The 24859-nt window shown below is 73.9% G+C and carries 23 protein-coding genes; 5 read left to right on the forward strand and 18 right to left on the reverse strand.

Annotated features, from left to right (window positions below; translation table 11 throughout):
• Positions 1–49: 49 nt before the first annotated feature.
• The 13 genes from gcvP to N555_RS0116025 all read right to left on the reverse strand — a co-directional run bounded on the left by gcvP (position 50) and on the right by N555_RS0116025 (position 13659).
• On the reverse strand, positions 50–3055 hold the full coding sequence (gcvP, locus tag N555_RS0115960; RefSeq protein WP_029432498.1) for an aminomethyl-transferring glycine dehydrogenase: 3006 nt from the start codon (positions 3053–3055) through the stop codon (positions 50–52).
• A 135-nt stretch (positions 3056–3190) separates the two neighbouring features.
• Positions 3191–3685 carry a MerR family transcriptional regulator gene (locus N555_RS0115965; protein WP_231502838.1) on the reverse strand — a complete coding sequence of 165 codons (495 nt, stop codon included), beginning with the start codon at positions 3683–3685 and terminating at the stop codon, positions 3191–3193.
• A 349-nt stretch (positions 3686–4034) separates the two neighbouring features.
• On the reverse strand, positions 4035–4517 hold the full coding sequence (locus N555_RS0115970; RefSeq protein WP_029432500.1) for a bifunctional nuclease family protein: 483 nt from the start codon (positions 4515–4517) through the stop codon (positions 4035–4037).
• 112 nt (positions 4518–4629) lie between these two features.
• Positions 4630–5376 (reverse strand): transcriptional regulator FtsR, encoded by a 747-nt coding sequence (locus tag N555_RS29145; protein WP_034510817.1) that lies wholly within the window; start codon positions 5374–5376, stop codon positions 4630–4632.
• 4 nt (positions 5377–5380) lie between these two features.
• Positions 5381–5902: an oxoglutarate dehydrogenase inhibitor Odhl gene (locus N555_RS0115980; RefSeq protein WP_029432502.1), complete on the reverse strand. Its 522-nt coding sequence runs from the start codon at positions 5900–5902 to the stop codon at positions 5381–5383.
• 308 nt (positions 5903–6210) lie between these two features.
• Positions 6211–6615, reverse strand: coding sequence for a glycine cleavage system protein GcvH (gcvH, locus tag N555_RS0115985; RefSeq protein ID WP_029432503.1), 405 nt, complete (start codon positions 6613–6615; stop codon positions 6211–6213).
• 66 nt (positions 6616–6681) lie between these two features.
• Positions 6682–7587: a DUF881 domain-containing protein gene (locus tag N555_RS28990; RefSeq protein WP_029432504.1), complete on the reverse strand. Its 906-nt coding sequence runs from the start codon at positions 7585–7587 to the stop codon at positions 6682–6684.
• Positions 7584–7916, reverse strand: coding sequence for a small basic family protein (locus N555_RS0115995; protein WP_029432505.1), 333 nt, complete (start codon positions 7914–7916; stop codon positions 7584–7586). The genes N555_RS28990 and N555_RS0115995 overlap by 4 nt, the downstream gene beginning before the upstream one ends.
• Before the next feature lie 3 nt (positions 7917–7919).
• A complete protein-coding gene (locus tag N555_RS0116000; RefSeq protein WP_029432506.1) occupies positions 7920–8900 on the reverse strand; it encodes a DUF881 domain-containing protein in 981 nt (326 codons plus the stop codon).
• Complete coding sequence (locus N555_RS0116005; RefSeq protein ID WP_231502819.1) at positions 8897–9586, reverse strand: CDP-alcohol phosphatidyltransferase family protein; 690 nt, start codon at positions 9584–9586, stop codon at positions 8897–8899. Before N555_RS0116005 ends, N555_RS0116000 begins: the two co-directional genes overlap by 4 nt.
• Positions 9587–9662: 76 nt before the next feature.
• On the reverse strand, positions 9663–11756 hold the full coding sequence (locus N555_RS0116010) for an elongation factor G-like protein EF-G2 (protein ID WP_029432508.1): 2094 nt from the start codon (positions 11754–11756) through the stop codon (positions 9663–9665).
• 9 nt (positions 11757–11765) lie between these two features.
• A complete protein-coding gene (locus N555_RS0116015) occupies positions 11766–11957 on the reverse strand; it encodes a DUF1918 domain-containing protein (protein WP_029432509.1) in 192 nt (63 codons plus the stop codon).
• A 181-nt stretch (positions 11958–12138) separates the two neighbouring features.
• A complete protein-coding gene (locus tag N555_RS0116025) occupies positions 12139–13659 on the reverse strand; it encodes an aldehyde dehydrogenase family protein (RefSeq protein WP_051684134.1) in 1521 nt (506 codons plus the stop codon).
• 212 nt (positions 13660–13871) lie between these two features.
• On the opposite strand from N555_RS0116025, the gene N555_RS0116030 reads away from it, so the two are divergent.
• Positions 13872–14495 carry a TetR/AcrR family transcriptional regulator gene (locus N555_RS0116030; protein ID WP_029432511.1) on the forward strand — a complete coding sequence of 208 codons (624 nt, stop codon included), beginning with the start codon at positions 13872–13874 and terminating at the stop codon, positions 14493–14495.
• A gap of 18 nt (positions 14496–14513) precedes the next feature.
• On the opposite strand, the gene N555_RS0116035 is transcribed toward N555_RS0116030, so the two are convergent.
• Both N555_RS0116035 and N555_RS0116040 read right to left on the reverse strand, forming a co-directional pair.
• Positions 14514–16445, reverse strand: coding sequence for an MFS transporter (locus N555_RS0116035; protein WP_034510820.1), 1932 nt, complete (start codon positions 16443–16445; stop codon positions 14514–14516).
• Between the two features lie 192 nt (positions 16446–16637).
• On the reverse strand, positions 16638–17732 hold the full coding sequence (locus N555_RS0116040) for a pectin acetylesterase-family hydrolase (protein WP_081866270.1): 1095 nt from the start codon (positions 17730–17732) through the stop codon (positions 16638–16640).
• A gap of 321 nt (positions 17733–18053) precedes the next feature.
• Here N555_RS0116040 and N555_RS0116045 point away from each other — a divergent pair, with 321 nt between their 5' ends.
• On the forward strand, positions 18054–20708 hold the full coding sequence (locus tag N555_RS0116045; protein WP_156036389.1) for a LuxR C-terminal-related transcriptional regulator: 2655 nt from the start codon (positions 18054–18056) through the stop codon (positions 20706–20708).
• Positions 20709–20712: 4 nt separating this feature from the next.
• Here N555_RS0116045 and N555_RS0116050 read toward each other — a convergent pair whose 3' ends face one another.
• Complete coding sequence (locus N555_RS0116050; protein ID WP_034510824.1) at positions 20713–20955, reverse strand: hypothetical protein; 243 nt, start codon at positions 20953–20955, stop codon at positions 20713–20715.
• 110 nt (positions 20956–21065) lie between these two features.
• Complete coding sequence (locus N555_RS0116055; protein WP_029432516.1) at positions 21066–21464, reverse strand: nuclear transport factor 2 family protein; 399 nt, start codon at positions 21462–21464, stop codon at positions 21066–21068.
• Positions 21465–21574: 110 nt separating this feature from the next.
• On the opposite strand from N555_RS0116055, the gene N555_RS0116060 reads away from it, so the two are divergent.
• Together N555_RS0116060 and N555_RS0116065 are read left to right on the forward strand one after the other, a co-directional pair.
• Entirely contained in the window at positions 21575–23089 is a 1515-nt protein-coding gene (locus tag N555_RS0116060; protein WP_029432517.1) for a flavin-containing monooxygenase, read from the forward strand.
• A gap of 59 nt (positions 23090–23148) precedes the next feature.
• Entirely contained in the window at positions 23149–23970 is an 822-nt protein-coding gene (locus N555_RS0116065; protein ID WP_029432518.1) for an alpha/beta fold hydrolase, read from the forward strand.
• 22 nt (positions 23971–23992) lie between these two features.
• On the opposite strand, the gene N555_RS0116070 is transcribed toward N555_RS0116065, so the two are convergent.
• Positions 23993–24403 carry an ArsI/CadI family heavy metal resistance metalloenzyme gene (locus tag N555_RS0116070; RefSeq protein ID WP_034511111.1) on the reverse strand — a complete coding sequence of 137 codons (411 nt, stop codon included), beginning with the start codon at positions 24401–24403 and terminating at the stop codon, positions 23993–23995.
• Positions 24404–24492: 89 nt separating this feature from the next.
• On the opposite strand from N555_RS0116070, the gene N555_RS28800 reads away from it, so the two are divergent.
• The gene (locus tag N555_RS28800; protein ID WP_029432520.1) at positions 24493–24843 is read left to right on the forward strand and encodes an Rv2640c family ArsR-like transcriptional regulator; all 351 of its coding nucleotides are present in this window, start codon (positions 24493–24495) and stop codon (positions 24841–24843) included.
• Positions 24844–24859: the final 16 nt, after the last annotated feature.

A 24859-nucleotide genomic window follows, 5' to 3' on the forward strand; every position in this document is an offset into this window, starting at 1 on the left:
CTCTGTCGGGAGGTAGACCGCCGGCCGCCGGCGGACTGAGCGGTGCGGCTCAGGCCTGACCGGCACCCACGACGTCCTCGGCGGTGCCCAGGTCGTCCGGGGCGCCTTCGGCCCGGCCCGGCACCCGCGCCACCGGGGCGGACGCCGGCTCCGGCTCCGCGAAGGCCTCCGGCGGCGGGCAGGAGCAGACCAGGTTGCGGTCGCCGTAGGCCTGGTCGATCCGCCGCACCGGGCTCAGGTAACCGCGGCCGACCAGGTCCGGGACCGGGTACACCGCCGTCGACCGGGGGTAGGGCCGGCCCCACTCCCCCGCCACCATCGCCAGCGTGTGCGGGGCGTTGCGGAGGGGGTTGTCCTCGCGGTCGTACTCCCCGGAGGCGACCCGATCGATCTCGGCGCGGATGCAGACCATCGCCTCGACGAACCGGTCCAGCTCCTCCTTGCTCTCGCTCTCCGTCGGCTCGACCATCAGCGTGCCGGCCACCGGGAAGCTCATCGTCGGGGCGTGGAAGCCGAAGTCGACCAGCCGCTTGGCGATGTCGTCGTTGGTGATGCCGGTGGCCTTGGTGAGCGGCCGGATGTCGAGGATGCACTCGTGCGCGACCAGGCCGTCGCGGCCCGTGTACAGCACCGGGAAGTGCTCGCGCAGCCGGGCGGCCAGGTAGTTGGCGCCGAGGATGGCGTGCTCGGTGGCGCGCTGCAGCCCGTCGGGACCCATCAGCCGCAGGTAGGCCCACGAGATGGGCAGGATGCCCGCCGACCCCCAGGGCGCGGCGGAGACGGCCGGCCCCTGACCGCCGGTGTCGGCCAGGGGGTGGCCCGGCAGGAACGGCACCAGGTGCTCGCGGACGCCGATCGGCCCGACGCCGGGCCCGCCGCCGCCGTGCGGGATGCAGAAGGTCTTGTGCAGGTTGAGGTGGCTGACGTCGGAGCCGAACCGGCCGGGCCGGGCCAGCCCGACCATCGCGTTGAGGTTGGCGCCGTCGACGTAGACCTGGCCGCCGGCGTCGTGCACCGCGGCGCAGATGTCCTGCACCTCGATCTCGAAGACCCCGTGCGTCGACGGGTAGGTGATCATGATCGCGGCGAGCCGGTCGGCGTGCTGGTCGACCTTCGCGCGGAGGTCGGCCAGGTCGACGTTGCCGGCCTCGTCGCAGGCCACGACGACGACCCGCATGCCCGCCATCACCGCACTCGCGGCGTTGGTGCCGTGCGCCGAGCTGGGGATCAGGCAGACGTCGCGGGTGTGGTCCCCGCGCGAGCGGTGGTACTCGCGGATCGCGAGCAGGCCGGCGAACTCGCCCTGGGAGCCGGCGTTGGGCTGCACGCTGACGGCGGCGTAGCCGGTGATCTCGGCCAGCCCGCTGCAGAGCTCGTCGATGAGCTGCCGGTAGCCGCGGGTCTGCTCCGGCGGGGCGAAGGGGTGGATGCCGGCGAACTCCGGCCAGGTGACCGCGGCCATCTCGACGGCCGAGTTGAGCTTCATCGTGCACGAGCCCAGCGGGATCATCGTGCGGTCGAGCGCGAGGTCCTTGTCGCTGAGCGAGCGCAGGTAGCGCATCAGCGCGGTCTCCGAGCGGTGCGCGGAGAAGACCGGGTGCGTGAGGTACTCCGTGCGGCGGCGCAGCTGCGCGGGCAGGGCGTCGGCGCCGTCGTCGTCCAGGGCCGACTCGTCCGCGGCGACCCCGAAGGCCTCGGCGACCAGCCGCAGGATCTCCGGCGTCGTCGTCTCGTCGCAGGCGACGGCGACCGTGTCGTCGTCGACCAGGCGCAGGTTGACCCGCCGGTCGGCGGCGGCGCGGACGACGTCCGCCGCCCGGCCGGGGACGGCGACGGTCACGGTGTCGAAGAAGGCGTCGTGGACGACGTCCAGGCCCCCGGCCCGCAGCCAGCCGGCCAGGGCGACGGCGCTGCGGTGCACGCGGGCGGCGATCGCGGCCAGACCCTCGGGCCCGTGGTAGACCGCGTAGGCACCGGCCATGACGGCGAGCAGCACCTGGGCGGTGCAGATGTTGCTCGTCGCCTTCTCCCGGCGGATGTGCTGCTCACGGGTCTGCAGCGCCAGCCGGTAGGCGACGTCACCGTCGGCGTCCACCGAGACGCCGACGAGCCGGCCGGGCAGCTGACGGGCCAGGCCCTCGCGGACCGACAGGTAGCCGGCGTGCGGGCCGCCGAAGCCCAGCGGGACGCCGAAGCGCTGGGTGCTGCCGCAGGCGACGTCGGCGCCCCACTCCCCCGGCGCCTCGAGCAGCGTCAGGGCCAGCAGGTCGGCGGCGACGACGACGGCCGCGCCGGCCTCGTGCGCGGCGGCGGCCAGGGCCCGGTGGTCACGGACCGCGCCGCTCGCGCCAGGGAAGGACAGCAGCACGCCGAACGCACCGGCCTCGGGCAGGTCGGCGGGCCAGCCGGCGGAGAGGTCGGTGACGTGCAGCCGGATGCCCAGCGGCTCGGCGCGGGTCCGCAGCACCGCGAGGGTCTGCGGGAGCGTGTCGGCGTCCACCACGAAGACGGCGTCGGCCTTGGCCCGGCCGGCCCGCCGGACCAGCGTCATCGCCTCGGCGGCGGCGGTGGCCTCGTCGAGCATGGAGGCGCCGGCGACCGGCAGCCCGGTCAGGTCGGCGACCATGGTCTGGAAGTTGAGCAGCGCCTCGAGCCGGCCCTGGCTGATCTCGGGCTGGTAGGGCGTGTAGGCGGTGTACCAGGCGGGGTTCTCCAGGATCACCCGCTGGATGACGGCCGGGGTGACCGTGCCGGAGTAGCCCAGGCCGATCATCGAGGTGAACACCTCGTTGGCCGCGGCCCGCTCGCGCAGCGCCGCGAGGACGGCGGCCTCGTCGGCCGCGGCCGGCAGGTCCAGCGGACGGCGGTCGCGGACCGTCTCCGGGACCGTCGCGTCGACCAGCGACTGCAGCGAGTCGTAGCCGACCGCCGCGAGCATCTCGGCGGTCTCGGCCGGCCGCGGGCCGATGTGCCGGGCGGCGAAGGATCCGGCCGGGCTCAGCGAGCGCAGCGACGGGAGGGGGTTCGACAGAGGGCTCTGAGCAGCGTCCGCCATTGCTGCGACGCTACATCAACCGTCGGCCTCCCGGCCGACACCGCGGCCAGGTGCCGACCCCACCTGAGCGGAGCCCCACCGCCGCGTCCGGCGGGGACCCTTCGGGCCCGCCACCGACCGCGGCATCAACGGCAACTACACCGCTTTGCGGCGGCGGCGCATCGAGAGCTCGTCGTCGCTCTGCTGCACGGGGGCGCCGTCCAGCCGCTCCGCCGGCAGCTCGGCGAGCTCGCCGGACAGCTCACGGAGGGCGCCGGAGACGGCGATGCCGAAGACGCCCTGGCCGCCGGCGAGCAGGTCCACGACCTCCTCCGCGGAGGTGCACTCGTAGACCGTGGCGCCGTCGGAGAACAGCGTCACGTTGGCGAGGTCCTTGATCCCGCGGTTGCGCAGGTGGTCGACGGCCTTGCGGATGTTCTGCAGGGAGACGCCGGTGTCCAGCAGCCGCTTGACGACCTTGAGCACGAGGATGTCGCGGAAGGAGTACAGCCGCTGCGTGCCCGAGCCGGTGGCGCTGCGCACCGACGGGGCGACGAGACCGGTCCGGGCCCAGTAGTCGAGCTGGCGGTACGTGATCCCGGCCGCGGCACACGCGGTCGGGCCGCGGTAACCGACCAGGTCGGTGTCCACCTCGTCGTAGGAGGGGGCGCCGACGGCGGCGTCACTGAAGAGCTGGCCTTGGGAGCCGCTGCTCTGGTCGCTCACGTCGGCGTCCTCCTCCGTGTCCCGCCCCCGGTCGGGGCGGTGACCCCGGCGTCGCACGCTGGCCCGACCCACAGGCCCCTCGTGTCACACCGGTGTTGTTCGTGCAACGTAAGCCGGGCCCTGGGGTGGGTCAACTGAGCGAGGCGGCGTGTCGGCGCCTCGTGACCCGAAGGAAGGGTATCGACGGCCATGCGGAGGCACTCAAGCCGTCGTGTGACCGGCGGGACGCGTGGGACGACTGTGTCCTCCGGGGTCCCACCCGCCTCGGGCGGTGTCAGCCCGCGTTGCCGGAGCCCGCTCCGAAGTCCTCCGGCGAGATCTGGTCGAGGAACTCGCGGAACTTCTCCACCTCGTCCTCCTGCTCGTCGGGGATCTCGATGCCGACCTCGTCGAGCAGCGACTCGGCGCCGTAGATGGGCGCGCCGGTGCGGACGGCGAGCGCGACCGCGTCGGAGGGGCGGGCGCTGACCACGCGGTCCTCACCGAGCACGAGCTCGGCGATGTAGATGCCGTCGCGCATCTCGGTGATGTTGACGGCCTCGAGGGTGGCGCCGAGCGCGCGGACGACGTCCCGGAGCAGGTCGTGCGTCATCGGCCGGGCCGGCCGGACACCCTGCTGCTCGAAGGCGATGGCGGCGGCCTCGACGGCACCGATCCAGATCGGGAGGTACCGCTCACCCTGCGTCTCCTTGAGCAGCAGGATCGGCTGGTTGCCGGGCAGCTCGACCCGGACCCCGACGACTCGCAGTTCCTGCACGGAGGCTCCTCAGCTGCGCGGTACGGCTGGACGACGGTCTCCGTGAGGCGCTCGGGTCGTCGTCGTCCGGCGGCGCCCCCCGGGAGACCGGTGCGACCACCGTACGCCCGACCTAGGACCGCAGGAGGTCCCGGAGTCGTGCCTCCAGCAGCGCGCTGTGCAGCTGGGCGGAGAGCCCGGCCAGCTCCCGCAGCTTCTCCGTCGCCCGGGCCCGGGCGTCCTCCGAACGGGCCCGCAGGACCGGGGTCACCAGCTGCTCCACGAGGCCGGCCTCGCGCTCGGCGCCGGTGCGGTACACCCGCAGGTGCCGCGGCTCCAGCCCGTGCCGGGCGAGCTCCGCGGCGGCCCGGGCCACGGGCAGGTCGGCTGCGGGATAGCGGCCGTCGGCGTCGGTGGCGAGCAGGCCGAACTGCAGGCAGTCGGCCAGCTGGTCGAGCTCCATCCCGGCGGCCTGCGCGAACTCCTCCGGGCTCATCGCGCCGTCGGCGTCCCCGTGCCCGGCGTCGGCGGCCGCCCGCGCGGCCTCGGCCGCCGCGGTGACCGGCCCGTCGGACCCCGGCAGCGGCAGCCCGCGATCCAGCGCGGCCAGGTGGTCCTTGATGACGCGCAGCGGCAGGTACTGGTCGCGCTGCGCGGACAGCACGTACCGCAGCCGCGCGACGTCGGCCCCGGAGAACTTCCGGTAGCCCGACGGCGTGCGCTCGGGGTGGACCAGGTCCTCGGTCTCGAGGTAACGGATCTTGCTGATCGTCACGTCGGGGAACTCGTCGCGGAGGACGTTCAGCACCTCGCCGATGGTGTACCGCGGGGTGTGGTCGCCGGCGCCGTCCCCGGACGCGCGGCGGGGCGCTCCGGGCACCGGGTCAGCGGGCGGCGGGCTCGCCGGTGCGCGGGCCGGTGAGGTAGACCAGCCGGAACTTGCCGATCTGCACCTCGTCCCCGCCCGCGAGGGTGGCGACGTCGACCGGCTCGCGGTTGACGTAGGTGCCGTTCAGGCTGCCGACGTCGTGCACGGAGAAGCCGCCGCCCTCGCGGTGGAACTCCACGTGCCGGCGGCTGACGGTGACGTCGTCGAGGAAGATGTCGCTGTCGGGGTGGCGGCCCGCGGTGGTGACGTCCTGGTCGAGCAGGAAGCGGCTGCCGGCGTTGGGGCCACGCTTGACGACCAGCAGCGCCGAGCCGGCCGGGAGGGACTCGACGGCCCCGGCGTGCGCGTCGGTGCCGGGGTCGACCGCGACCTCGACGACCTCCCCGGAGTCCTCGCCGCCGACCTTGGGGATGACGCTGGTCGACTCCCCCATGCGCTCGGGGGCGAGGGCCGAGCCGCACTGCGCGCAGAAGCGACTGCCCTCGGGGTTGTTGTGTCCACAACGAGTGCAGTGCACGTCGATCTCCTCCGGTGCAAGGGGCACCGCCGCGGACCGGGGGGTCTGGCCACGGGCGGCCGGCGGACGACGGACCGGTCGGTGCCGTCGTGGGTCGGCCGCCGCGCTCGGCACGGCGGGCCGTTGGTCATGGAACCAGCGGTGGACCCGAGGGTCAACCGCAGGTACAGGGTGGCGGACCCGATCCCCGAGGGGCGCGGGCGCACGCCGAGCATAGTGAGGCCGGTGCGCCCCGGGCGCAGGCGACCACGCGGCCCGCGCGGCGTCGCGGCCCTGGTCGGGCCCGCGGGAGCCGTGGGCCGGCCGGGTCAGGACCCGTCGACCATCGTCTGGTAGGCGGCGGCGTCGAGCAGGGCGGCGGTGGGGTCCTCCCCGCCGTCGCCGACCCGGATGTCGACCAGCCAGCCGGCGCCGTACGGGTCGGCGTTGACCGTCTCCGGGGTGTCGCCCAGGACGTCGTTGACCGCCACGACGACCCCCGCGACCGGCGCGTAGACGTCGGAGACGGACTTGGTCGACTCCACCTCGCCCATCGGGTCCCCCGCGGCGAGCTCGGCGCCGACCTCGGGCAGCTGCACGAACACGATGTCGCCCAGGGCGTCCTGCGCGTGGTCGGTGATGCCCACGCGGACGACGGTCGCCCCCTCGTCGCCGGTGCGCACGAGGGTCCACTCGTGCTGGTCGGTGTAGCGGCGGTCGGTGGGCACGGTCATGCGGCAAGGCTCCCGGAGTTCGTGGTGGGCCCCCTCCGCGGCGCGCTGCGCGCGGAGGGGGGTCCGTCATTCGTCGGGTTCAGCGTATTGAGGCGTCTCCAGCGGTCGCAACGCGTCCACCAGCACCCGCTCGGACTGGGCGATGACCACGCTCCCGCCCCGCCGGTTGACCGTGTCGACGACGCCGCCGGGGATGTTCATCGCCGTCTCGAGGTCCTGCGGTGAGCCGATCACGACGATCTCGTAGGGGCTGGTGATCGCCTGCCCGTCGATGCCCAGGTCGCCCGGGTCGCCGGTGACCGCCGAGCTGACGCCGATCCGGACGCCGTCGACCTGCATGGTCTCCGCCCCCGCGCCGCGCAGCTCCTGGATGGCGCCGAGGACGTCGGCCACGCGGACCTCGCCCTCGGGGTCCCGGATGGTCATGACCAGCCCCGGGCCCTCCGCCGCCACGGTGCCGTTGAGGATCGCGAGCGCGTCGGCCCGCTCCTGCGCCTCCTCGAGGGCGGCGTCGGCACGGCTGTCGGAGTCGCTGAGGTCGCGCAGGGCGCCGCGCTGGTCGGCCAGCTGGGCCCGCAGCCGGGCCTGCTCGGCCTCGAGCTCGTCGAGGATGCGGACCAGGTCCTCCTCGCGGGCACCGGTCAGCGCCTGGTCGGTGTCGGTGACCCGGACCTGGACGGCGAAGGCGAACCCGAGCAGCAGGGTCAGCACGCCGATGAGCGCCGCCGCCACCGGATCGCGACGACGTCGTGCGGCCGGCGGTCCGGCCGGCCCCGGCTCGGTCGGCTCGGGTCCGGACTCGGGCTTGGCGGCCTCGGGTCCGGACTCGGACTCGGGCGCGGCGGCCTCCGCCGGCTCCGGCCCGGCAGCCGGCGGCGCCGGCTCCGCCGCCTCCGGCGGGGGCTCGGGCCCGGTCGGCTCCGGCGCCGGCCCCTCCTCCGGCGCACCCTCCGGGCGCGGCTCCCCGGTCATGCCCGGAACACGTGCCGGCGGATGGCCGCGGCGTTGCCGAAGATGCGGATGCCCAGGACGACGACCACGGCCGTGGACAGCTGCGCGCCGACCCCGAGCTGGTCGCCGAGGTACACGATCAGCGCCGCGACGACGACGTTGGAGACGAACGAGATCACGAAGACCTTGGCGTCGAAGATCCGGTCGAGCCGGGCCCGCACGCCGCCGAACACCGCGTCGAGGGCGGCCACGACAGCGATCGGCAGATAGGGCTGCAGCCACAGCGGCACCGTGGGGTCGAACACCAGACCCAGCACGACGCCGACAACCAGCCCGAGGACGGGGATCACGGGTCAGCCTCCGGGGGTCTGGTCAGGGGTGGTGCCGGGGGCGCCCGGGTCGGTGCCGCCCGCGGGGGGTGCGCCGGCACCGGTACCACCGGCGGGTGGCACGGCGTCGTCGGCACCGCCCTCGGGCGGGACCGGGGTGGCCGACCGCAGCTCGGGCGTCCGCCCGGGCGGCAGCGAGAGCTCGTCGCGCTCGGCGAAGTCGAAGCGCAGCCCGAACGACTCCGACGTGCCCGCCAGGGTGATGACCTCGGGGACGGTCAGGAAGCGGGAGCGCAGGGTGTCGGGGTCGCCGATCGCGCTGATCTCGTACGGGTTGGTGACCGGCCGGAAGTCCACCAGCACGGCCTCCCCCGCGAAGCGGATCGCGGTGGTCGGGCTCAGCCGCTGGCCGTTGATGCTCACGGCCTCGGCGCCGGCGGCCCAGAGCGCGTTGACCACGGCCTGGATGTCGTCGTCACGGATCCGGCCGCTCGGGTCGGCCTCCTGGTCGCCGCCCACCGGGTCGTCCTCCGCCTCGGCCTCCGCGTCGGCGAGGGTGACGAGCAGGCCGGGTCCGGTGACGGGCACCGTGCCGGCCATCTGCTCGGCGGCGTCCAGGTCGGCCAGCGCCTGCCGGCCCTCGTCGGAGGCGGCGAGCGCCGACTCCCGCGCGGTGGCCACCTCGGCGCGGGCGTCCTCCAACTCCAGGACGAGGGCGTCGGTGGCGTCCTGCGCGTCGCCGATGTCGTCGACGAGGGCGGCGCGGATCTGCTGGCGGCCCTCGGCCCCCTGGGCGGTCAGGTGGTAGGTCACCGCGACGAGCAGGCCGGCGGCGACCATGAGGAGGGCGACCGCGACGCGCCCCCCGGTGCGCCGGGCGCGCCCCTCCGGCCGGCCCTCGCGGGCGCGGGCGGCCTGCGTGTAGGCCGGGTCGAGCGTCTCGGCGAGGACCTGGTCCAGCAGGGAGGCGCCCGCCGAGCGCAGGCCCCCGCCGGCGGTCGTCACGGCGTCCCCCCGGCGGCCGCCCGCCGCTCGGCGGCGACGAGACCGGCGACCTGGACGACGTAGAGCGCGCCCGCGACGAGGTAGAGGACGCCACCCCAGATGGTCAGCGCGTACGCGACCGGCTGGCACACGGTCGCGAGGGTGCCGTCGCCGTCGGCCAGCAGCAGGCCCGGGAAGGCGTACAGGAGGATGAAGGTGGCGGCCTTGCCCAGGTAGTGGACCTGCAGCGGCGGGTAGCCGTACCGGCGCAGGACCAGCAGGCAGACGCCGAGGACCAGCTCGCGGCCGACGAGCACCGCCACCACCCAGACCGGGACGACGTCGCGGATCACGAAGGCGACGAGCGTGGCGACGATGTAGAGCCGGTCGGCCGCCGGGTCCAGCAGGGCGCCGAGCCGGCTGTACTGGCCGAGGGCCCGGGCCAGCGCGCCGTCGGCCCAGTCGGTGATGCCCGAGAGCATGAGGACGACGACGGCCCACCCGTCCTCCTCGGGGCCGAGCAGCAGCCACAGGAAGAGCGGGACGCCGAGCAGCCGCAGCACCGACAGCACGTTGGGCAGCGTCCAGATCCGCTCGGGGAGCTCGTTGCGGTCCGAGACCCGGTCCGCGGCGGGGACGGGCCGCGGAACGGGCACCGACGACCCGCGCGACGACGACACCGAACCTCCCGACAACCGGCTGGACACCGCTGCCGAGGCTAGTCGACGGACCGGGCGCCGCTCTGCGCTCGGCGGCGCGCGGCGAGCCCGGACGACGGGTGCGCTAGACGGGCACCGCCACCCGCGAGGCCGGGGCCGGTTCGTAGCCCAGCTGTTCCCGGGTGAACGAGCCGGTGCCGTGGGAGACCGACCGCAGCGCCCCGGCGTAGGGCAGCAGTTCGATCTCGGGGATCTCCGCGCGCACCGTGGTCCGGTCCCGCGCCGGGTCGGCCTCGGTGCCGGTGACGCGGGCCCGGCGCGACGACAGGTCGCTCATGACCGGTCCGACGTACTCGCCGGGCACGACGACGGCGATCTCGCACCAGGGCTCGAGCACCTTCGTGCCGGCCGCGGCGGCGGCCGCGCGCAGGGCGAGGGCGCCGGCGGACTGGAAGGCCGCGTCGGAGGAGTCGACCGAGTGGGCCTTGCCGTCGACCAGGGTCACGTGGACGTCGACCATCGGGCGGTCCCCGGTCACCCCGCGGGCGGCCTGCGCGCGGATGCCCTTCTCCACGCTGCCGTGGAACTGGCCGGGCACGGTGCCGCCGACGATCCGCTGCTCGAAGACGACCCCCTCGCCCGGGGGCGCCGGCGCTGCCTCCACCACGACGACGGCGTACTGGCCGTGGCCGCCGGACTGCTTCACGAGGCGGCCGGTGACCCGGACCGGGCCGGCGAGGGTCTCCACCAGCGGCACCCGGACGGGGACCGTCGTGACCGCCACACCGTGCCGGGTCCGCAGCCGGTCCAGGAGCACCTCGGCGTGCCCCTCCCCCACGCACCACAGCAACAGCTGGCCGGTGCTCTGCGGGCGCTCGACGCGCACGGTCGGGTCCTCGGCCGCGAGCCGGCCCAGGGCGGTGGCCAGCCGGTCCTCGTCCGTGCGCGAGGCCGCCTCCACCGCGACCGGGTGCTGCGGCACCGGCAGCTCCCAGGGCGCCATCAGGTACGGGTCGCCGGGGTCGGAGAGGGTGTCGCCGGTCTCGGCCGAGGACAGCCGCGCGACCGCGCACACGTCCCCGGCGGGACAGGCGGCCACCGGACGCAGGGCGGCACCGAGCGGCGAGGAGATCGCCCCGATCCGCTCGTCGACGTCGTGGTCGGGGTGGCCGCGGTCGGCGAGGCCGTGGCCGGAGACGTGCACGGGCGTGTCCGGGCGGAGCGTGCCGGAGAAGACGCGCACCAGGGAGACCCGGCCCAGGTAGGGGTCGGTCGTCGTCTTCACCACCTCGGCCACCAGTGGCCCGTCCGGATCGCAGGCGAGGGCCGGTGCCGGGCGGCCGTCGGGCCGGGTGACGACCGGGCAGCCGTGCTCCCGGGGGCACGGGAAGGCGGCGACGAGCAGGTCGAGCAGCTCCGGGACGCCGACGCCGGTCAGGGGCGCGACGCACAGCACGGGGTGGAAGTGGCCGCGGGCGACGGCGGTCTCCAGGTCGGCGACCAGATCGGCGACGAGGAGCTCCTCCCCGGCGAGGTAGCGGTCCATGAGCGTCTCGTCCTCGCTCTCGCCGATCACCGCCTCGATCAGCTCGGCGCGCAGCCGGTCGGCCTCGCTGCCACCCAGCCCGGGGACCCCGGCCGCCTCGGGGTGCGGCTCCAGCAGCGACACCAGGCCCCGGACGCCGCCGTCGGCCCCCCGCTGCACCAGGTGCAGCGGGAAGACCCCTTCCCCCAGCATCGTCTGGCAGGCGCGCACGGTGTCGTCGACGTCGGCCCGGGAGCGGTCGAGCTGGGTGAGCACGACCGCGCGCGGCAGGCCGACGGTCGCGCACTCCTGCCACAGCTGCACGGTCGCGGCGTCGACCCCGCCGGCGGCCGAGACGACGAACAGCGCGGCGTCCGCGGCCCGCAGACCGGCCCGCAGCTCGCCCACCGAGTCCGGCGACCCGGGGGTGTCCAGCAGCGTGATGCGATGGCCGGCGTGCTCGACGGTGGCGACGCCGAGGCTCACCGAGCGCTGCTGGCGGACCTCCACCTCCTCGCTGTCCAGACAGGTCGTGCCGTCCTCGACCCGGCCGGCCCGCGGGAGCGCGCCCGCGGCGACCAGCAGTGCCTCGGCGAGGGTCGTCTTGCCCGCTCCGGCGTGGCCGACGAGGGCCACGTCGCGCACCCGCTCGGCGGCTCGCGGCTCTGGCGCCGGCGCCGTGTCCTTGGCCATCCGCGGGCCTCAGGCGTGCTCGTGGACGACGGTGGCGTTCCCGGCCGGGAAGAACAGGCCGGTGTGCCCGTCCGGTTCCCACTCGACCCGGTACGGCGGGCCCCCGCCGGGCTCGTGGCACTCGAGCACCCGGCCCGTCCGTTCGGGTTCGCCGGTGTGGGTGGAGCGGACGACGATCCGGTCTCCGACATGTGCTTCCACGGTGCCCTCCGCGATGGCTCGACCCAGGGTGTGGTGTGCATCACACCCTGCCCGTGACCGTCCCGGCGGACAAGCCCCCCGACGCCGAACGGCCCCGGTGGGGATCCCACCGGGGCCGCTCGGCCCCCTCCAGGGGCCCGCGCCGCGCGGAGCGTGGCGTGGGGAGGAGGGGGTCCTTCGACTAGTCGACGACCCGCGGGCCGCTGGGCTCGCCGTCGCGGATCGGCAGGCCGATGGCCTTGATCTCCATGTACTCCTCGAAGCCCCAGTGGCCGTTGCGCCGGCCCAGGCCGCTCTGCTTGTAGCCGCCGAGCGGGGTCCTGAGGCCGAAGTACGAGCCGCCGTTGACGACCATCGTGCCGGCGCGCATCTGCAGGGCCACCTTCAGCGCGCGGTCCTCGTCGGCGCTGGCGACCTCGCCGGACAGGCCGTAGATGGTGTCGTTGGAGATGGCGATCGCCTCCTCCTCGGTGTCGTACGGCGTCACCGTGAGGACCGGACCGAAGATCTCCTCCTGGCCGATCCGCGACTTGGGGTCGACGTCGGCGAGCACCGTGGGCATCGTGAAGTAGCCCGGCAGACCCTCGGGGGCCTTGCCGCCGGTGACCAGGCGCGCGCCGGACTCGATGCCGGCCTGGATCAGCCCGAGCACCTTCTGCTGCTGGATCCGGCTGATCTGCGCACCCTGGATGTTGTTCATGTCCCACGGGTCGCCGTACGGCATCATCTCCATGGCGCCCTTGAGGATCGCGATGCCCTCCTCGTAGCGGGAGCGCGGCAGCAGGATGCGGCTGGCCAGCGTGCAGCTCTGGCCGGAGTTGAAGCAGGCGGTGCCGGCAGCGGTGGGCAGGACCGCCATCAGGTCGGCGTCGTCGAGCGCGATCAGGCTGGACTTGCCGCCGAGCTCGAGCATGACCTTCTTCACCGTGGAGGCGCCCGCGGCGAGGATCGAGCGGCCGACCGCGGTGGAGCCGGTGAAGGTGACCATGTCGACGTCGGGGTGCGACGCCAGCGCGGCGCCGACCTCGTTGGACTCGCCCACGACGACGTTGAAGATGCCCGGCGGGATGTCGGTCTTCTCGGCCACGATGCGGCCGAGCTCGGTGCCCATCCAGGGGGTGAGCTGCGCCGGCTTGAGCACGACGGCGTTGCCCGCCATGAGCGGCGGCACGGACTCGGCGACGTTCAGGTAGAGCGGGGTGTTCCACGGCGTGATGGCCGCGACGACGCCGATCGGGTCGTACTGGGTGATCCGGCGCGAGCTCATGCCCATCGCCGTGTCGGTGCCGATCTCGCGCAGGTACTCGAAGGAGCGCCCGAACTCCGGCCAGTACCCCGACTCCTCGACCGGGTGCGCGATCTGGATGCCGTGGGTGCCCAGCAGCGGGGTGCCGGTCTCGGTGACGACGATCCGGCGCAGCCGCTCCTGCTCCTCCTCGAGCGCGCGGTGGAGCTGCATCAGGCAGTGGTAGCGGAACTCGACGTCGTGCTTCCACTTCGTCTGCTCGAACGCCCGCCGGGCGGCCTTCACGGCACGGTCGACGTCGGCGGCGGTTCCGTCGGTGCACTGGCCGGCGATCTCACCGAGTGCCGGGTTCTCCACGTCGAACTTGGCACCGCTGGCGGTCTCCACCAGCTCGCCGTCGATGAGGATCCGCTCCTCACCGGCCAGGACCCCGGACTCGCTCTGCACCGCTGTCATGTACTTGCTCCCACAGGTCGGACGACGTCGCGCCGCGCCGGAGATCCCGGACCGCGATCCATCGACAGTTCGGCAAGTCTGTAACAGTCGTCACAGGCTGACAAGCTCCGGTGCCGCCGCCGGTCCGCCGGGCCCGCGCGAGGTCACGCCGCGCACGCGGCCGGGCGCGCGCACGAACAGCACGCGGTCCCCGGGAGCAGCAGAATGCGGGGATGACGGCCACGCGACCGGCGACCCCGCCGCGGCGCACCCGCCTGTCGCGGGACCAGCGGGCAGAGCAGCTGCTCGACGTGGCCGAGCGGCTCTTCGCCGACCAGGGGTTCGAGGGCACGTCGATGGAGGACGTGGCCCGGGCGGCCGGTGTCACCCGCCCCGTGGTCTACGACCACCACGCGACGAAGGAGGACCTCTTCTACTCGTGCGTGCGGCGGGCCCGCCGCGAGCTGGAGGACCGGCTCGACGCACTGCAGCCGTCGGGGCAGGTGGACGCGCTGGCCGACGTGCTCGAGTGCGGGGGCGACGCCTTCTTCGGGATCCTCGAGCGCGACCCCCGCCGCTGGGCGGTGCTGTTCAACCCGAGCTCCGCGCTGGCCGAGCCGCTGGCCCGGCGGCTGGAGGACCTGCGGGCCGGCACGATCGAGCGGATCGCGGCGGTGGCCCGGCGGTTCGCCCCGGACGCCGACCCCGACCGGCTCGGCGCCTACGCCCACGCGATCAGCGGTGTCGGCGAGCAGCTGGGGCGGTGGTGGCTGACCCGCCCCGACGTGCCCCGGCAGCAGGTGGTCGCCTACTACCGGGACTTCGTCGTCTCCGGGCTCACCCGCGCGCGCGGGTGAGCCCGGGGACGACGGGCCTCAGCTCTCGCCGCGCAGCGCCGCCAGCTCGCGCTGCACCTTCTCCTCGTGCACCTGCTCGTCCTGCCGCGCCCGGCGCGGGCTCCAGCGCCCGGCCATGACGAACACGAACGGGATGAAGACGATCTGCCCGGCGATGCAGACCCACCACCAGGTCTGCCACTGACCGGGGTTGTCCTCCACCGCGTCGGCGACCTCCTGGCCGTTGGCGGCGAGGTTGTCCAGCTGCTCCTGGCTGAAGACGGCCGGGGCCGCCTGGAGCGTCGCGCCGGCCTCGGCCGCGGCGGCCAGGGCGTCCTGGTCGGCGCTCCCCACGGCGATGAGCCGCTCGAGCGCGGTGGCCGAGTCGACGTCCAGGTTCTCCTGGATCTGGCCGAGGGCCTCGCCGATCGCCGTCGCGTCGCCGGAGTCGGCCTGGAGAGCGGCGAGGGTGTCCGGGTCGATGGCCTGCGCCGTCACGACCTCCTCCGACACGGACTCGATGCTCTGCACCGTGTCGGCGTCGGCACCCTCGACCGCCGCGACCTGACCCAGCAGCCGGCCCAGGGAGTCGGCGTCGGTCGGATCGGCCTGGACGTTCGCGACGAGGTCCTGGTCGACGTTCGTGATGACCTCGAACTCCTCCGGGTGGTCGGCCTGCATCTCCTGGATGGCCGGCGCCTTGTCCACCAGGATCGAGGTGGCGGGGACGACGAGGGTGAACACCGCCAGCGAGACGGTCACCACGATCCGCAGGGTCCAGCCCCAGACGGCGAGCCCGGTGGCCGTGGCAGCCGGGTTGTGCCGCTCCACGGTCTCGGTGAAGCTCGCCATCCACGCCACGTAGGCCATGCCGCCACCGGCCGCGGCGAGCACGAAGTAGAACGCGATCGTGTGGTAGCTCTGCTCGTCGGTCGCCGACAAGGCGAACAGGATCGAGCCCACCAGGCCGATCAGCGCCCCGACGATCATGAACGGCTTGCGCACGCGGAACCGGTCGGTGAGCACCCCGGTCACCACCAGCGCGATCGCGTTGGTGATCCAGTACCAGTTGGCCAGCGAGTTCGCCTGCTGCTCGGTGTAGCCGTACACCGTGGCGAAGTAGACGACGGTGAAGCCGACGAGGATGTAGTAGAGCAGCAGGAAGACACTGATAGCGAAGGCCGAGCCGATGACGTCGAAGCGCAGCATCTGCCGCCAGTGGCCCTTCAGGGCCTTCTCCGGGTCGATCCCGGCGGCCCGGGCCTCGATCAGCGCGCGGTCGCGCATGCTCACCATCAGCTGGTCGCGGAGCGCAGGAGACAGCTCCTTCAGCCCGAAGAACGCGATGACGAACACGACCAGGCCGGCGATCCCGCAGACGTAGAACTGGAAGCGCCAGTTGTCGTGGGTGTCGAGGGTGTTGCTCGACACCAGGGTCACCACGAGGCTGCCGAGCACCGGGCCGAGCGTCCAGAAGCCCATGGCCACGCCGCGTCCGACCTGCGGCGAGAAGTCCCGGATCAGCGCCGGCGTCGCCACGAGGACGACGCCCTCCACGAAGCTCAGGATCGCGAAGAGCACGGTGAACGTGCCCTTGTTCGGCGCGTGCGGGAGCCCGAACAGGGTGATCAGGCCGGTGAGGAGCAACCCGTAGACCACGAGGTTGGCCCGGCCCCACCGGTCGGCGAGACCGGCGAACAGCGAGGCGAAGGCGCCCACCAGGTTCCCGATGACCGAGACGAAGACGTAGAAGGTGAACGAGAAACCGAGGTCGGCGATGATCCGCGTGGCGACCGAGCCGCCGACGTAGAGCTCGTAGTACAGGACCACCGTGGCCAGCACGGTGATGCCCAGGTAGATCGAGCGGGGCCCGTTCTCGGGGTAGTGCGGCAGCTGCCGGTTCCAGATCCCGGACCGGCGTGGTGCCGCCGGTTCGTCGTCTCGACGCAACGGAGCGGTCGTGGAGCTCATGGTCGTCCCTCCCCCGGCGGGCCGGGTGCACGAGGAGGATGCCCGGCGCAGGTCCGGGCGATGTGGTGTGGGCCACATCGCGGGGGACGATAGGAGCCAGAGCTACACGGTGCAAAGTAAGCGCACCGGACGACGTCGGGGGCCGCCCCGGATCGCTCCGGGACGGCCCCCGTGTCGGTGGGTCGCGGTCGGTCAGCTGTGGACGTCCTCGACGTCGTCGCCGGCCAGGACGTCGGAGAGCCAGTCGATCAGGCGGGTGCCGTCGACCTCGGTCTCGTAGAGCTCGTCGCGGGCCGAGAGGACGTGCGTCGTCCCGGGGCTGACCCAGGAGTCGAGGTCCACACCGGAGCTCTCGATGAACGCGTTGTTCGCGTCGATCAGCTCCACCAGCGGGGTCTCGGAGAACCCGATGAGGTCGGAGAACTTGCGCTGCACCTCGTCGTCCTCGGTGTTGATCGTCGCCTGCACGATCCCGGGCACGTGCTCGCTGGTCTGGACGAACAGCGCCGGCAGCGACCACGCGGCGGGCGGGTCGCCGGCGGCCTCCGGCCAGTCCGGCAGCCCGTCGAAGATGCCCCACAGCCCGCCGATGACCGTGGTGATGGCCTCGTCGCCGGGGTAGGCGCCGGAGGCGTCGGCGATCACCGTGATCTGGGCGTCGGGCAGCACGTCGTGCGCCAGGCCGCCGTAGAGCGGCGCGCCGGCCGAGCCGGCGCTCTGCCCCAGCACGATCACCTGCTCGGCGTCGGGGAACTCCTGCGCCATGGTCTCCAGCGCGGTGGTGGCGTTGGTGCGGCCCTTGTGCTGGACGACGACGCCGTTGCCGTAGTCGTGCGTCGCGGTGCCCAGGTGCAGGTCGCCGGTGCAGTACGGCACGTAGACGACGCTGGCCCCGGCGAGCGGGTTCTCGGGGTTGGTGAGGTCGAGGATGCCGGCGTCCCCGCGGGGCTCGCCGTCGTTCTCGGACAGGTTCGGCGTGAAGGTCGCCCCCTCACCGGGGGCGCAGGTCTCGGCGCTGAAGCAGGCGCCGCCGCCCTCGAGGAAGAACACGACACGGTCGGCGTCGCCGCGGTGGATCCAGTAGTGGAACTCCGAGGCGTCGCTGCACTGGCACTCGGCCGGGGCGTCCACCTGTTCCCAGGTGATCTCCTCGGCCGCGGAGCTCTCGGCCGCATCCGTCGAGCTGGAGTCGGAGGAATCAGAGGAGTCGGAGGCATCGTCGGAGCAGGCCGCCAAGCTGGACAGGGCGAACGCGGCGACGACAACAGGTAGCGAGCGGCGGAACATGTGACGGACTGTAGCGGCCCGGAACGAGGGGCTCACGGAGGGTCAGTGACGTGGCCCACGCCTCGGGGTGTCTCCCTGCTCGCGGAAACGGCGACTCACCGCTACGGTTACGCAGCGAAAGGTTCCGCACACGTTCGGTCACATCTCCCCGCCCGTCTCACCCAGGACAGGTGAGGCAGGCGGCATCGAACGCATTGCACAGTGCGCCCGCGGAACCCTTGCCTCGACAGCTGCCCTCCCCTCGGGGGGTGACCGCCGGAGCAGCACCACGGGGATCGGAGACGACGAGGTCCTGGGCAAGGGGTCGATGTGGACAACCGCGTGCGGGAGAGCAAGCTGCGACGGCCGCGACTGAGCGGGTCGGTCATCGACCGGACGTGGCTGTTCGACCGGCCCGTCGTCCCGATGCCGGACCCCGACGGGACGCCGGGCACGGCGTCCGAGCCGACGGACACCGTGGTGACGCTGGTGTCGGCGCCCCCGGGGGCCGGCAAGACCACCCTCCTCGCGCGGTGGGCGCGCCACCGCACCGCGCTCGGCGAGGCCGTCGCCTGGCTCACGCTCGACCGGGAGGACAACGACCGCGCGCTGTTCTGGACCGGTCTGTTCGGCGCTGTCCAGACCGCCATCGCCTCCTCCGGCGCCGACCCCGTGGTCCCGTCCGACCAGGCCCCCGACGAGCCCCGGCGTCCCCGCCTGGTCGAGTTCGACCGCCTGCTGGCGGCCGCGCGCACCCCGGTGTGGCTGCTGCTCGACGACGTGCAGGAGCTGCGCTCCCCCGAGGTGCTGGCCGACCTGGAGGCGCTGCTCGGTCAGCTCCCCGACGGCCTGCACCCGGTGCTGGCCAGCCGCCGGGACCCCGTGCTCGGGCTGCACCGGCTGCGGCTGTCGGGCCGCCTCCGCGAGATCCGGGTCGGCGACCTCGCGCTGGACCGCGAGGAGGTCCGCCGGGTCCTCGCCCACCACGGGGTGGTCCTCGGCGAGACCGAGCTCAGCACGGTCGTCGACCGGACCGAGGGCTGGGCCGCCGGGGTGCGCATGGCGGCGCTCGCGCTGGCGGGGGCCGAGGACCCGCACGGGGTGGTCCGGGAGTTCGCCGGGGACGACCGCGCCGTCGCCGACTACCTGGCCGCCGAGGTCCTCGCCCGGCTCGGCGAGCGCGAGCACCGGCTGCTGCGGTCCTGCGCCGTGCCCGAGCAGCTGACCCCCGAGCTCGCCGTCGCCCTCACCGAGGACCCGTCGGCCACGGACCTGCTCGAGGACCTGTACCGCGACAACGTGCTCGTCGTGCGGCTCGGCACCCCCGGGGGCTGGTACCGCATCCACCCCCTCCTGCGGGGCTATCTCGTCGCGGAGATGCGCCGCTCGGACCCCGGGGCGCTCGCGGCGGCCCACCGCCGCACCGCGACGTGGTTCGCCGAGCACGGGGAGTCCGCCTGGGCGGTCGACCACGCCGTCCGCTCGGGCGACGACGAACTGGCCGTGGAGCTGCTCACCGCCACGGGGCCGCGGCTCCTGGCCGACGGGCGGGCCGGGGCCCTGCACACCGTCATCGGCACCGGGACCGAGGCCGTGCGGGCCGACTCCGGCGTCCGCAGGCTGGACGACCTGGCACGCCTGGAGCTCGGGGAGTCCACCGGGGTGCCCGCCCCGCGCCGCCCCGTGCACGACTCGCTGCCGGCGGCTCCGGAGCCCGCCGACGGAACCGACCCCGGGGCGGAGGAGCCGCTCGACGCGCTGGTGGCGCTGCACCACGCGCGGCACGACCTCGCCGCCTCCGCGGCGGCACTGGCCGCCAGCGCCGCCGCCCGGCCGGAGGGGGACGGCGACCTGGCCCTCCTCGTCGGGCTGAACCGGGGCATCGTCCTGCTCATGACCGGCCGCCTCGACGAGGCCGAGGTCGAGCTGGCCGACGCCGCCGCGCTGGCGGTGCGGTCCGGCAACGCGTACGCGGCCCTGCGCGCCGGGGCCTACCGGACGGCGCTCGTCGCGGCCCGCGGCCAGTTCCGCCAGGTCTGGGCCCTCGCCCAGGAGACGATCACGCGCGGGCGCGAGACGGGGCTGCTCGGGACGCTGGAGATCGCCGGCACGATGCTGCTGGCCGCGCACAGCGCCCGCCAGCAGCTGCAGGCCCCCGTCGCCCGGGGCCTGGCCCAGCAGGCCGCGGCCCTCATGGACGGCGCCGGGGACCTCGACACGCTGCTGTCGAGCCGGGCGCTCCTGGCGCTCCTCGACGTGGAGGACGGCGCAGACCCGCTGGAGGGCTGCCGCCGGCTCCGGGCCGTCTGGGACGCGGCCGGGGGGCAGTCGCTGTCCGCGCCGCTCGTGGTCCACCTCGCCGTCAACGAGCACCGGTGCGCGTGGCTGGCCGGCCGGCTGGACTGGGCGCGGGAGGCGCAGGCTCGGCTCGAGCCGCTGGGCCCCGTCGGCGAGGCCGCCGTCCTCGCGACGACCGAGCACCTGGCCCGGGGACGGTGGGAGGCCGCACGCCACCGCCTGGCCCCCGTGCTCGACGGCAGCACGCCCTGCCTCATGCCGCTGGGCCTGCAGCAGGCCCGGCTGCTGGAGGCGCTGCTGGCCGAGCAGGCCGGGCAGAGCGCGCGCAGCCTGGACGCGCTCCGCACGGCGCTGCAGATGGGCGCCGACTCCGGAGCCCTGCGCGTCTTCCTCGACGTCCCGGGCGTCGACCGCCTGCTCGACGACAACGCCGACCGCTTCGGCCGGCTGGACGGGGTCGCCGGGCAGATCCGGGCGGCCGCCCGCGGGCGGGCCGACCACGCCGTCGTCCCCATCACGCCCCGGGAACTGACCGTGCTGACCGACCTGCCGGCGCAGCTGACGCTGGAGGAGATCGCCGCGCGGCACCAGGTCTCGGTGAACACGGTCAAGACCCACGTGCGCTCGATCTACCAGAAGCTGGGCGCGGCGAACCGCCGGGACGCCGTCGCCACCGCGCGGCGGTGGGGACTGCTCTAGCCGGTCAGTCCGGGAGCTGCCGCAGCTCCACGACGGTCAGCCCGAGGGTCTGGAAGCGGTCCAGCAGGCCGTGCAGGTGTGCGCCGTCGGCCACCGGTCCGAACATCACCGTGCCGCCCATCGGGCTCGCCCGCGCGGTCAGCTCCGGGAAGGCGGACAACGCCGCCTCCGAGACCCGTCCGGGCAGCAGGAACTCGTACCTGATCGCTGCGGAGCCGCGGTCGCGCGACCCGGTCGACTCCTTCATGGGCGTCTCCGTCGTCGAGGTCTGCTGCGGGTCCGGCGGCCCGGGTACGACCCTCGCCGTCCGGGGGTGCCGCGGGCTCACCCGCACCGGATGAGCGCCGCTCGGTCCCGTCAGCCGCCGGCGGCCAGGAGCCGGCCCATCGCCTCGTGCACGGCCTGGATCCCCTGCAGCGGGCGCAGCATCACCCGGAACTCGACGATCCGGCCCGCGTCGTCGCAGCGGATGATGTCGACGCCGTTGACGTACCGGCCGTCCACCGTCGTCTCGAACTCGAGCACCGCGGTGTCCCCGGCGAGCACCTGCTTCGTGTACGTGAACGCACCCCCGGACCCGCCGATCAGCGTCCGCGACGCCGCCGCCAGGTACTGGGTCGTCACCGGCTTCCCGCGCTGCGGCGTGAAGACCACCGGCGAGTGGAAGACGACGTCGTCGGCGAGCAGCTCGTCGAGCCCGCCCGGTGCCTCCCCCGCCACGTACCGGTGCCAGCGGGCCACCACGTCCTCGATCACGGCGTCCTCCTCGTCGTCGGCTGCGACACCGGATCGCAGCCTGGCACGGCGGCCGACCGCCGGGAGTAGCGTCTGTGATCCACACCACAGCACCACCGGTGGGAGCGCCCGTGACCGCGACCGAGCAGCGCACCGTCCCGCGGCGCGACGGGAACGCCGCTCCCCCGGAACACGTCGACGTCCTCGTCGTCGGCGCGGGCGTGTCCGGTATCGGCGCCGCGCACCACCTGCGGGAGCGCTTCCCGGAGCGGTCCGTCGTCCTCCTGGACGCGCAGGACCACCCGGGCGGTACGTGGTGGACCCACCGGTACCCGGGCGTGCGCTCCGACAGCGACCTGTTCACCTACGGCTACCGCTTCAAGCCCTGGCGCGGCCCCTCCATCGCCGCCGGCGGCGAGATCCTCGACTACCTGGACGAGGTCATCGCCGAGGACGACCTCGCCCCGCACATCCGCTACCGGCACCGGGTCACCGCGGCGTCCTGGTCGACCGAGGACCGGCGGTGGACCGTCCGGGTGACCCAGCTGGACACCGGTCAGGAGCTGGAGCTCACCACCGGCTTCCTGTTGATGTGCCAGGGCTACTACGACCACGCGCAGCCGCACCGGCCGCAGTGGGCGGGCATGGACCGGTTCCGGGGTCTGGTCGTGCATCCCCAGCAGTGGCCGCAGGACCTCGACCTCACCGGCAAGCGCGTCGTCGTCATCGGGTCCGGCTCCACCGCGGCGACGATCATCCCCGCCATCGCCGGGCGGGCCGCGCACGTCACGATGCTGCAGCGTTCGCCGTCCTACTTCCTCGCCCCGCCGCTCACGCACGAGCTCGCGGTGACCCTGCGGCAGCTGGAGATCCCCGAGGAGTGGACCCACGAGATCCTCCGGCGGGCCTACACCGCCCAGTTCAACGAGCTGGCCCGGCTGGCGCACGAGGCGCCGGACGAGCTCCACACGTTCCTCATGGAGTCCATGGAGCCGCTGCTGCCGGAGGGCTTCGACGTGGAGAAGCACTTCACCCCGCGCTACCGGCCGTGGCAGCAGCGCATCGCGATCGTCCCGGAGGGCGACCTGTTCGCGGCCCTCCGGGAGGGCACGGCGTCGATCGTCACCGACACCATCGAGACGTTCACCGAGACCGGGATCCGGGTCTCCTCGGGCGAGGAGCTCGAGGCCGACGTCGTCGTGAGCGCCACGGGCTTCGACCTGTCGGTGTTCGGCGACGTCGCCTTCACCGTGGACGGCGAAGAGGTCGAGTTCCCGGACCGCGTGACGTGGCGCGGCCTGATGATCAGTGGCATCCCCAACATGGCCTACGTCTTCGGCTACTTCCGGCACAGCTGGACACTGCGCGTCGACCTCGTCAGCGATCTGGTGATCCGGCTGATGGAGCGGATGCAGCTGGCGGACGCGACCATGGTCGTGCCGACCCTGCGCGACGAGGACGCCGGCATGCAGCTGCGCCCGTGGTCGGACCCGGAGGACTTCAACGCCGGCTACGTCATGCGCTCCCAGCACGCGCTGTTCAAGCAGGGCGACCGGGAGCCGTGGACGCACATGCTGGAGCACGGCGCGGAGATGGAGATCCTCCCGAAGGCCGATCTCGAGGACGGGTCGCTCGTCTACCGCTGACGCCACTCCCCCGGCCGGCGACGTGCCCGCCGGGTCCACCGCTCGACGGAGGAGCTCCCATGCCACAGATCGCCGTCCGGACCGGAGTGACGCTCGACCACGAGATCAGCGGTGAGGGTGAACCGCTGCTGATGGTGATGGGGACGTCGGGGTCGATCCTGCTCTGGGGTGAGCTCGTGCAGCGGCTGTCCGAGCGGTTCCGGGTGATCGCCTTCGACAACCGCGGGCTCGGCGGAAGCGAGCGCGGTGAGGGCGAGATCTCGGTGGCGTCGATGGCCGAGGACGCGTCGGCACTGCTGGAGGCGCTGGAGATCCCGCGCGCGCACGTCCTGGGCTGGTCGCTGGGTTCGGCCGTCGCGCAGGAGCTGGCACTGGCCCACCCGGAGCAGGTCGCCACCGCCGTCCTGTACGCGACCTGGGGCCGGTGCGACGGCTTCCAGCGGTCGGTCTTCACCGCGCTGCGGTACCCCTACGCGCACCGGGACCTGGAGACGGCGCTGGCGACGGCCGGACTCGCCTTCTCCCCACAGCTGCTCGACCACCCCGACCTCGACGAGATGCTCGGGGCGATGCTGCCGGCGTTCCCGCAGGACGAGGCGCAGATGCAGGTCACGGTCGAACAGTGGGACGCCGACCTGGCGCACGACACCCTCGACCGGCTCGGCGGCATCACCGCGCCCACCCTGGTGCTGGTCGGGGAGCAGGACCTGGTGACGCCGCCCTGGCAGGCGCGCACGGTCGCCGACGCGATCCCGGGTGCCCGCTTCGAGCTGCTCACCGGTCCCGGCTCCAGCCACTGCGTGCACATCGAGCGGCCGGCGGACGTCGTCGACCAGGTCAGCGCCTTCCTCGCCGGCCACTCGCTGCTCCAGCAGACCTGACGGCACCTGCGGCCGGCACGGGTCAGCAGCAGGCGGCTGCGCCGGCCTCCGTGCCGGCCCCAAAAGTCTCGCTGTCGGCGAGCACCGTGTAGACCTCCCACCGCTCGCCGCCCGGGCCGGTCACCCAGACCTTGTCCTGGGTGGCGAAGCAGCAGGTGGTGCCCATCTCCTCGTCGGTGAGCAGTCCCTCGCCCGACAGGCGGGCGATCTCCGCGTGCACCTGCTCGCTGGACTCGACCTCGACGCCGAGGTGGTTGAGGCTGCCGCCCCTGCCGGGGTTCTCCAGCAGCACCAGCTTCAGCGGCGGCTGGCTGACGACGAAGTTCGCGTAGCCGGGCCTGCGCTTGGCCGGCTCGGCGCCGAAGAGCTTGCTGTAGAAGGCGACGGCCGTCTCGAGGTCGTCGACGTCGAGGGCGAGCTGGACACGGGACATGCGGACCTCCGGGTGTGAGACGTACATCGAAGAGGTCCTCACCATGCCCAGGTGTTTGACATACGTCAAGGAGGTGCGAGGATCGACGCATGCCCAAGGCCTTGCCCGTCATCGACGCCACCGCGCCGGTCTGCTGCGCGCCCGTGGCCGCCGCTCCGATGGGCGAGGACGCGGCGATCGAGGTGGCGGTGCGGCTGAAGGCGCTGGCCGACCCCGTCCGGCTGCGGCTGATGTCGATGCTGCTGGCGGCGGACGAGGTGTGCACCTGCGACCTGGCACCGGCGGTCGGGCTGACCGAGGCGACCGTCTCCCACCACCTGGGCCAGCTGCGGAAGGCCGGCTTCGTCTCCGGCGAGCGGCGCGGGATGAACGTCTTCTACCGCGCGCACCGGGAGGCACTGGGCGCGGTGGTCCGGGTCCTGGACCCCGACTGCTGCTGACGGCGGTGAGAGCGAC

This window comes from Blastococcus sp. URHD0036, from assembly GCF_000701365.1.
Lineage (GTDB): Bacteria > Actinomycetota > Actinomycetes > Mycobacteriales > Geodermatophilaceae > Trujillonella.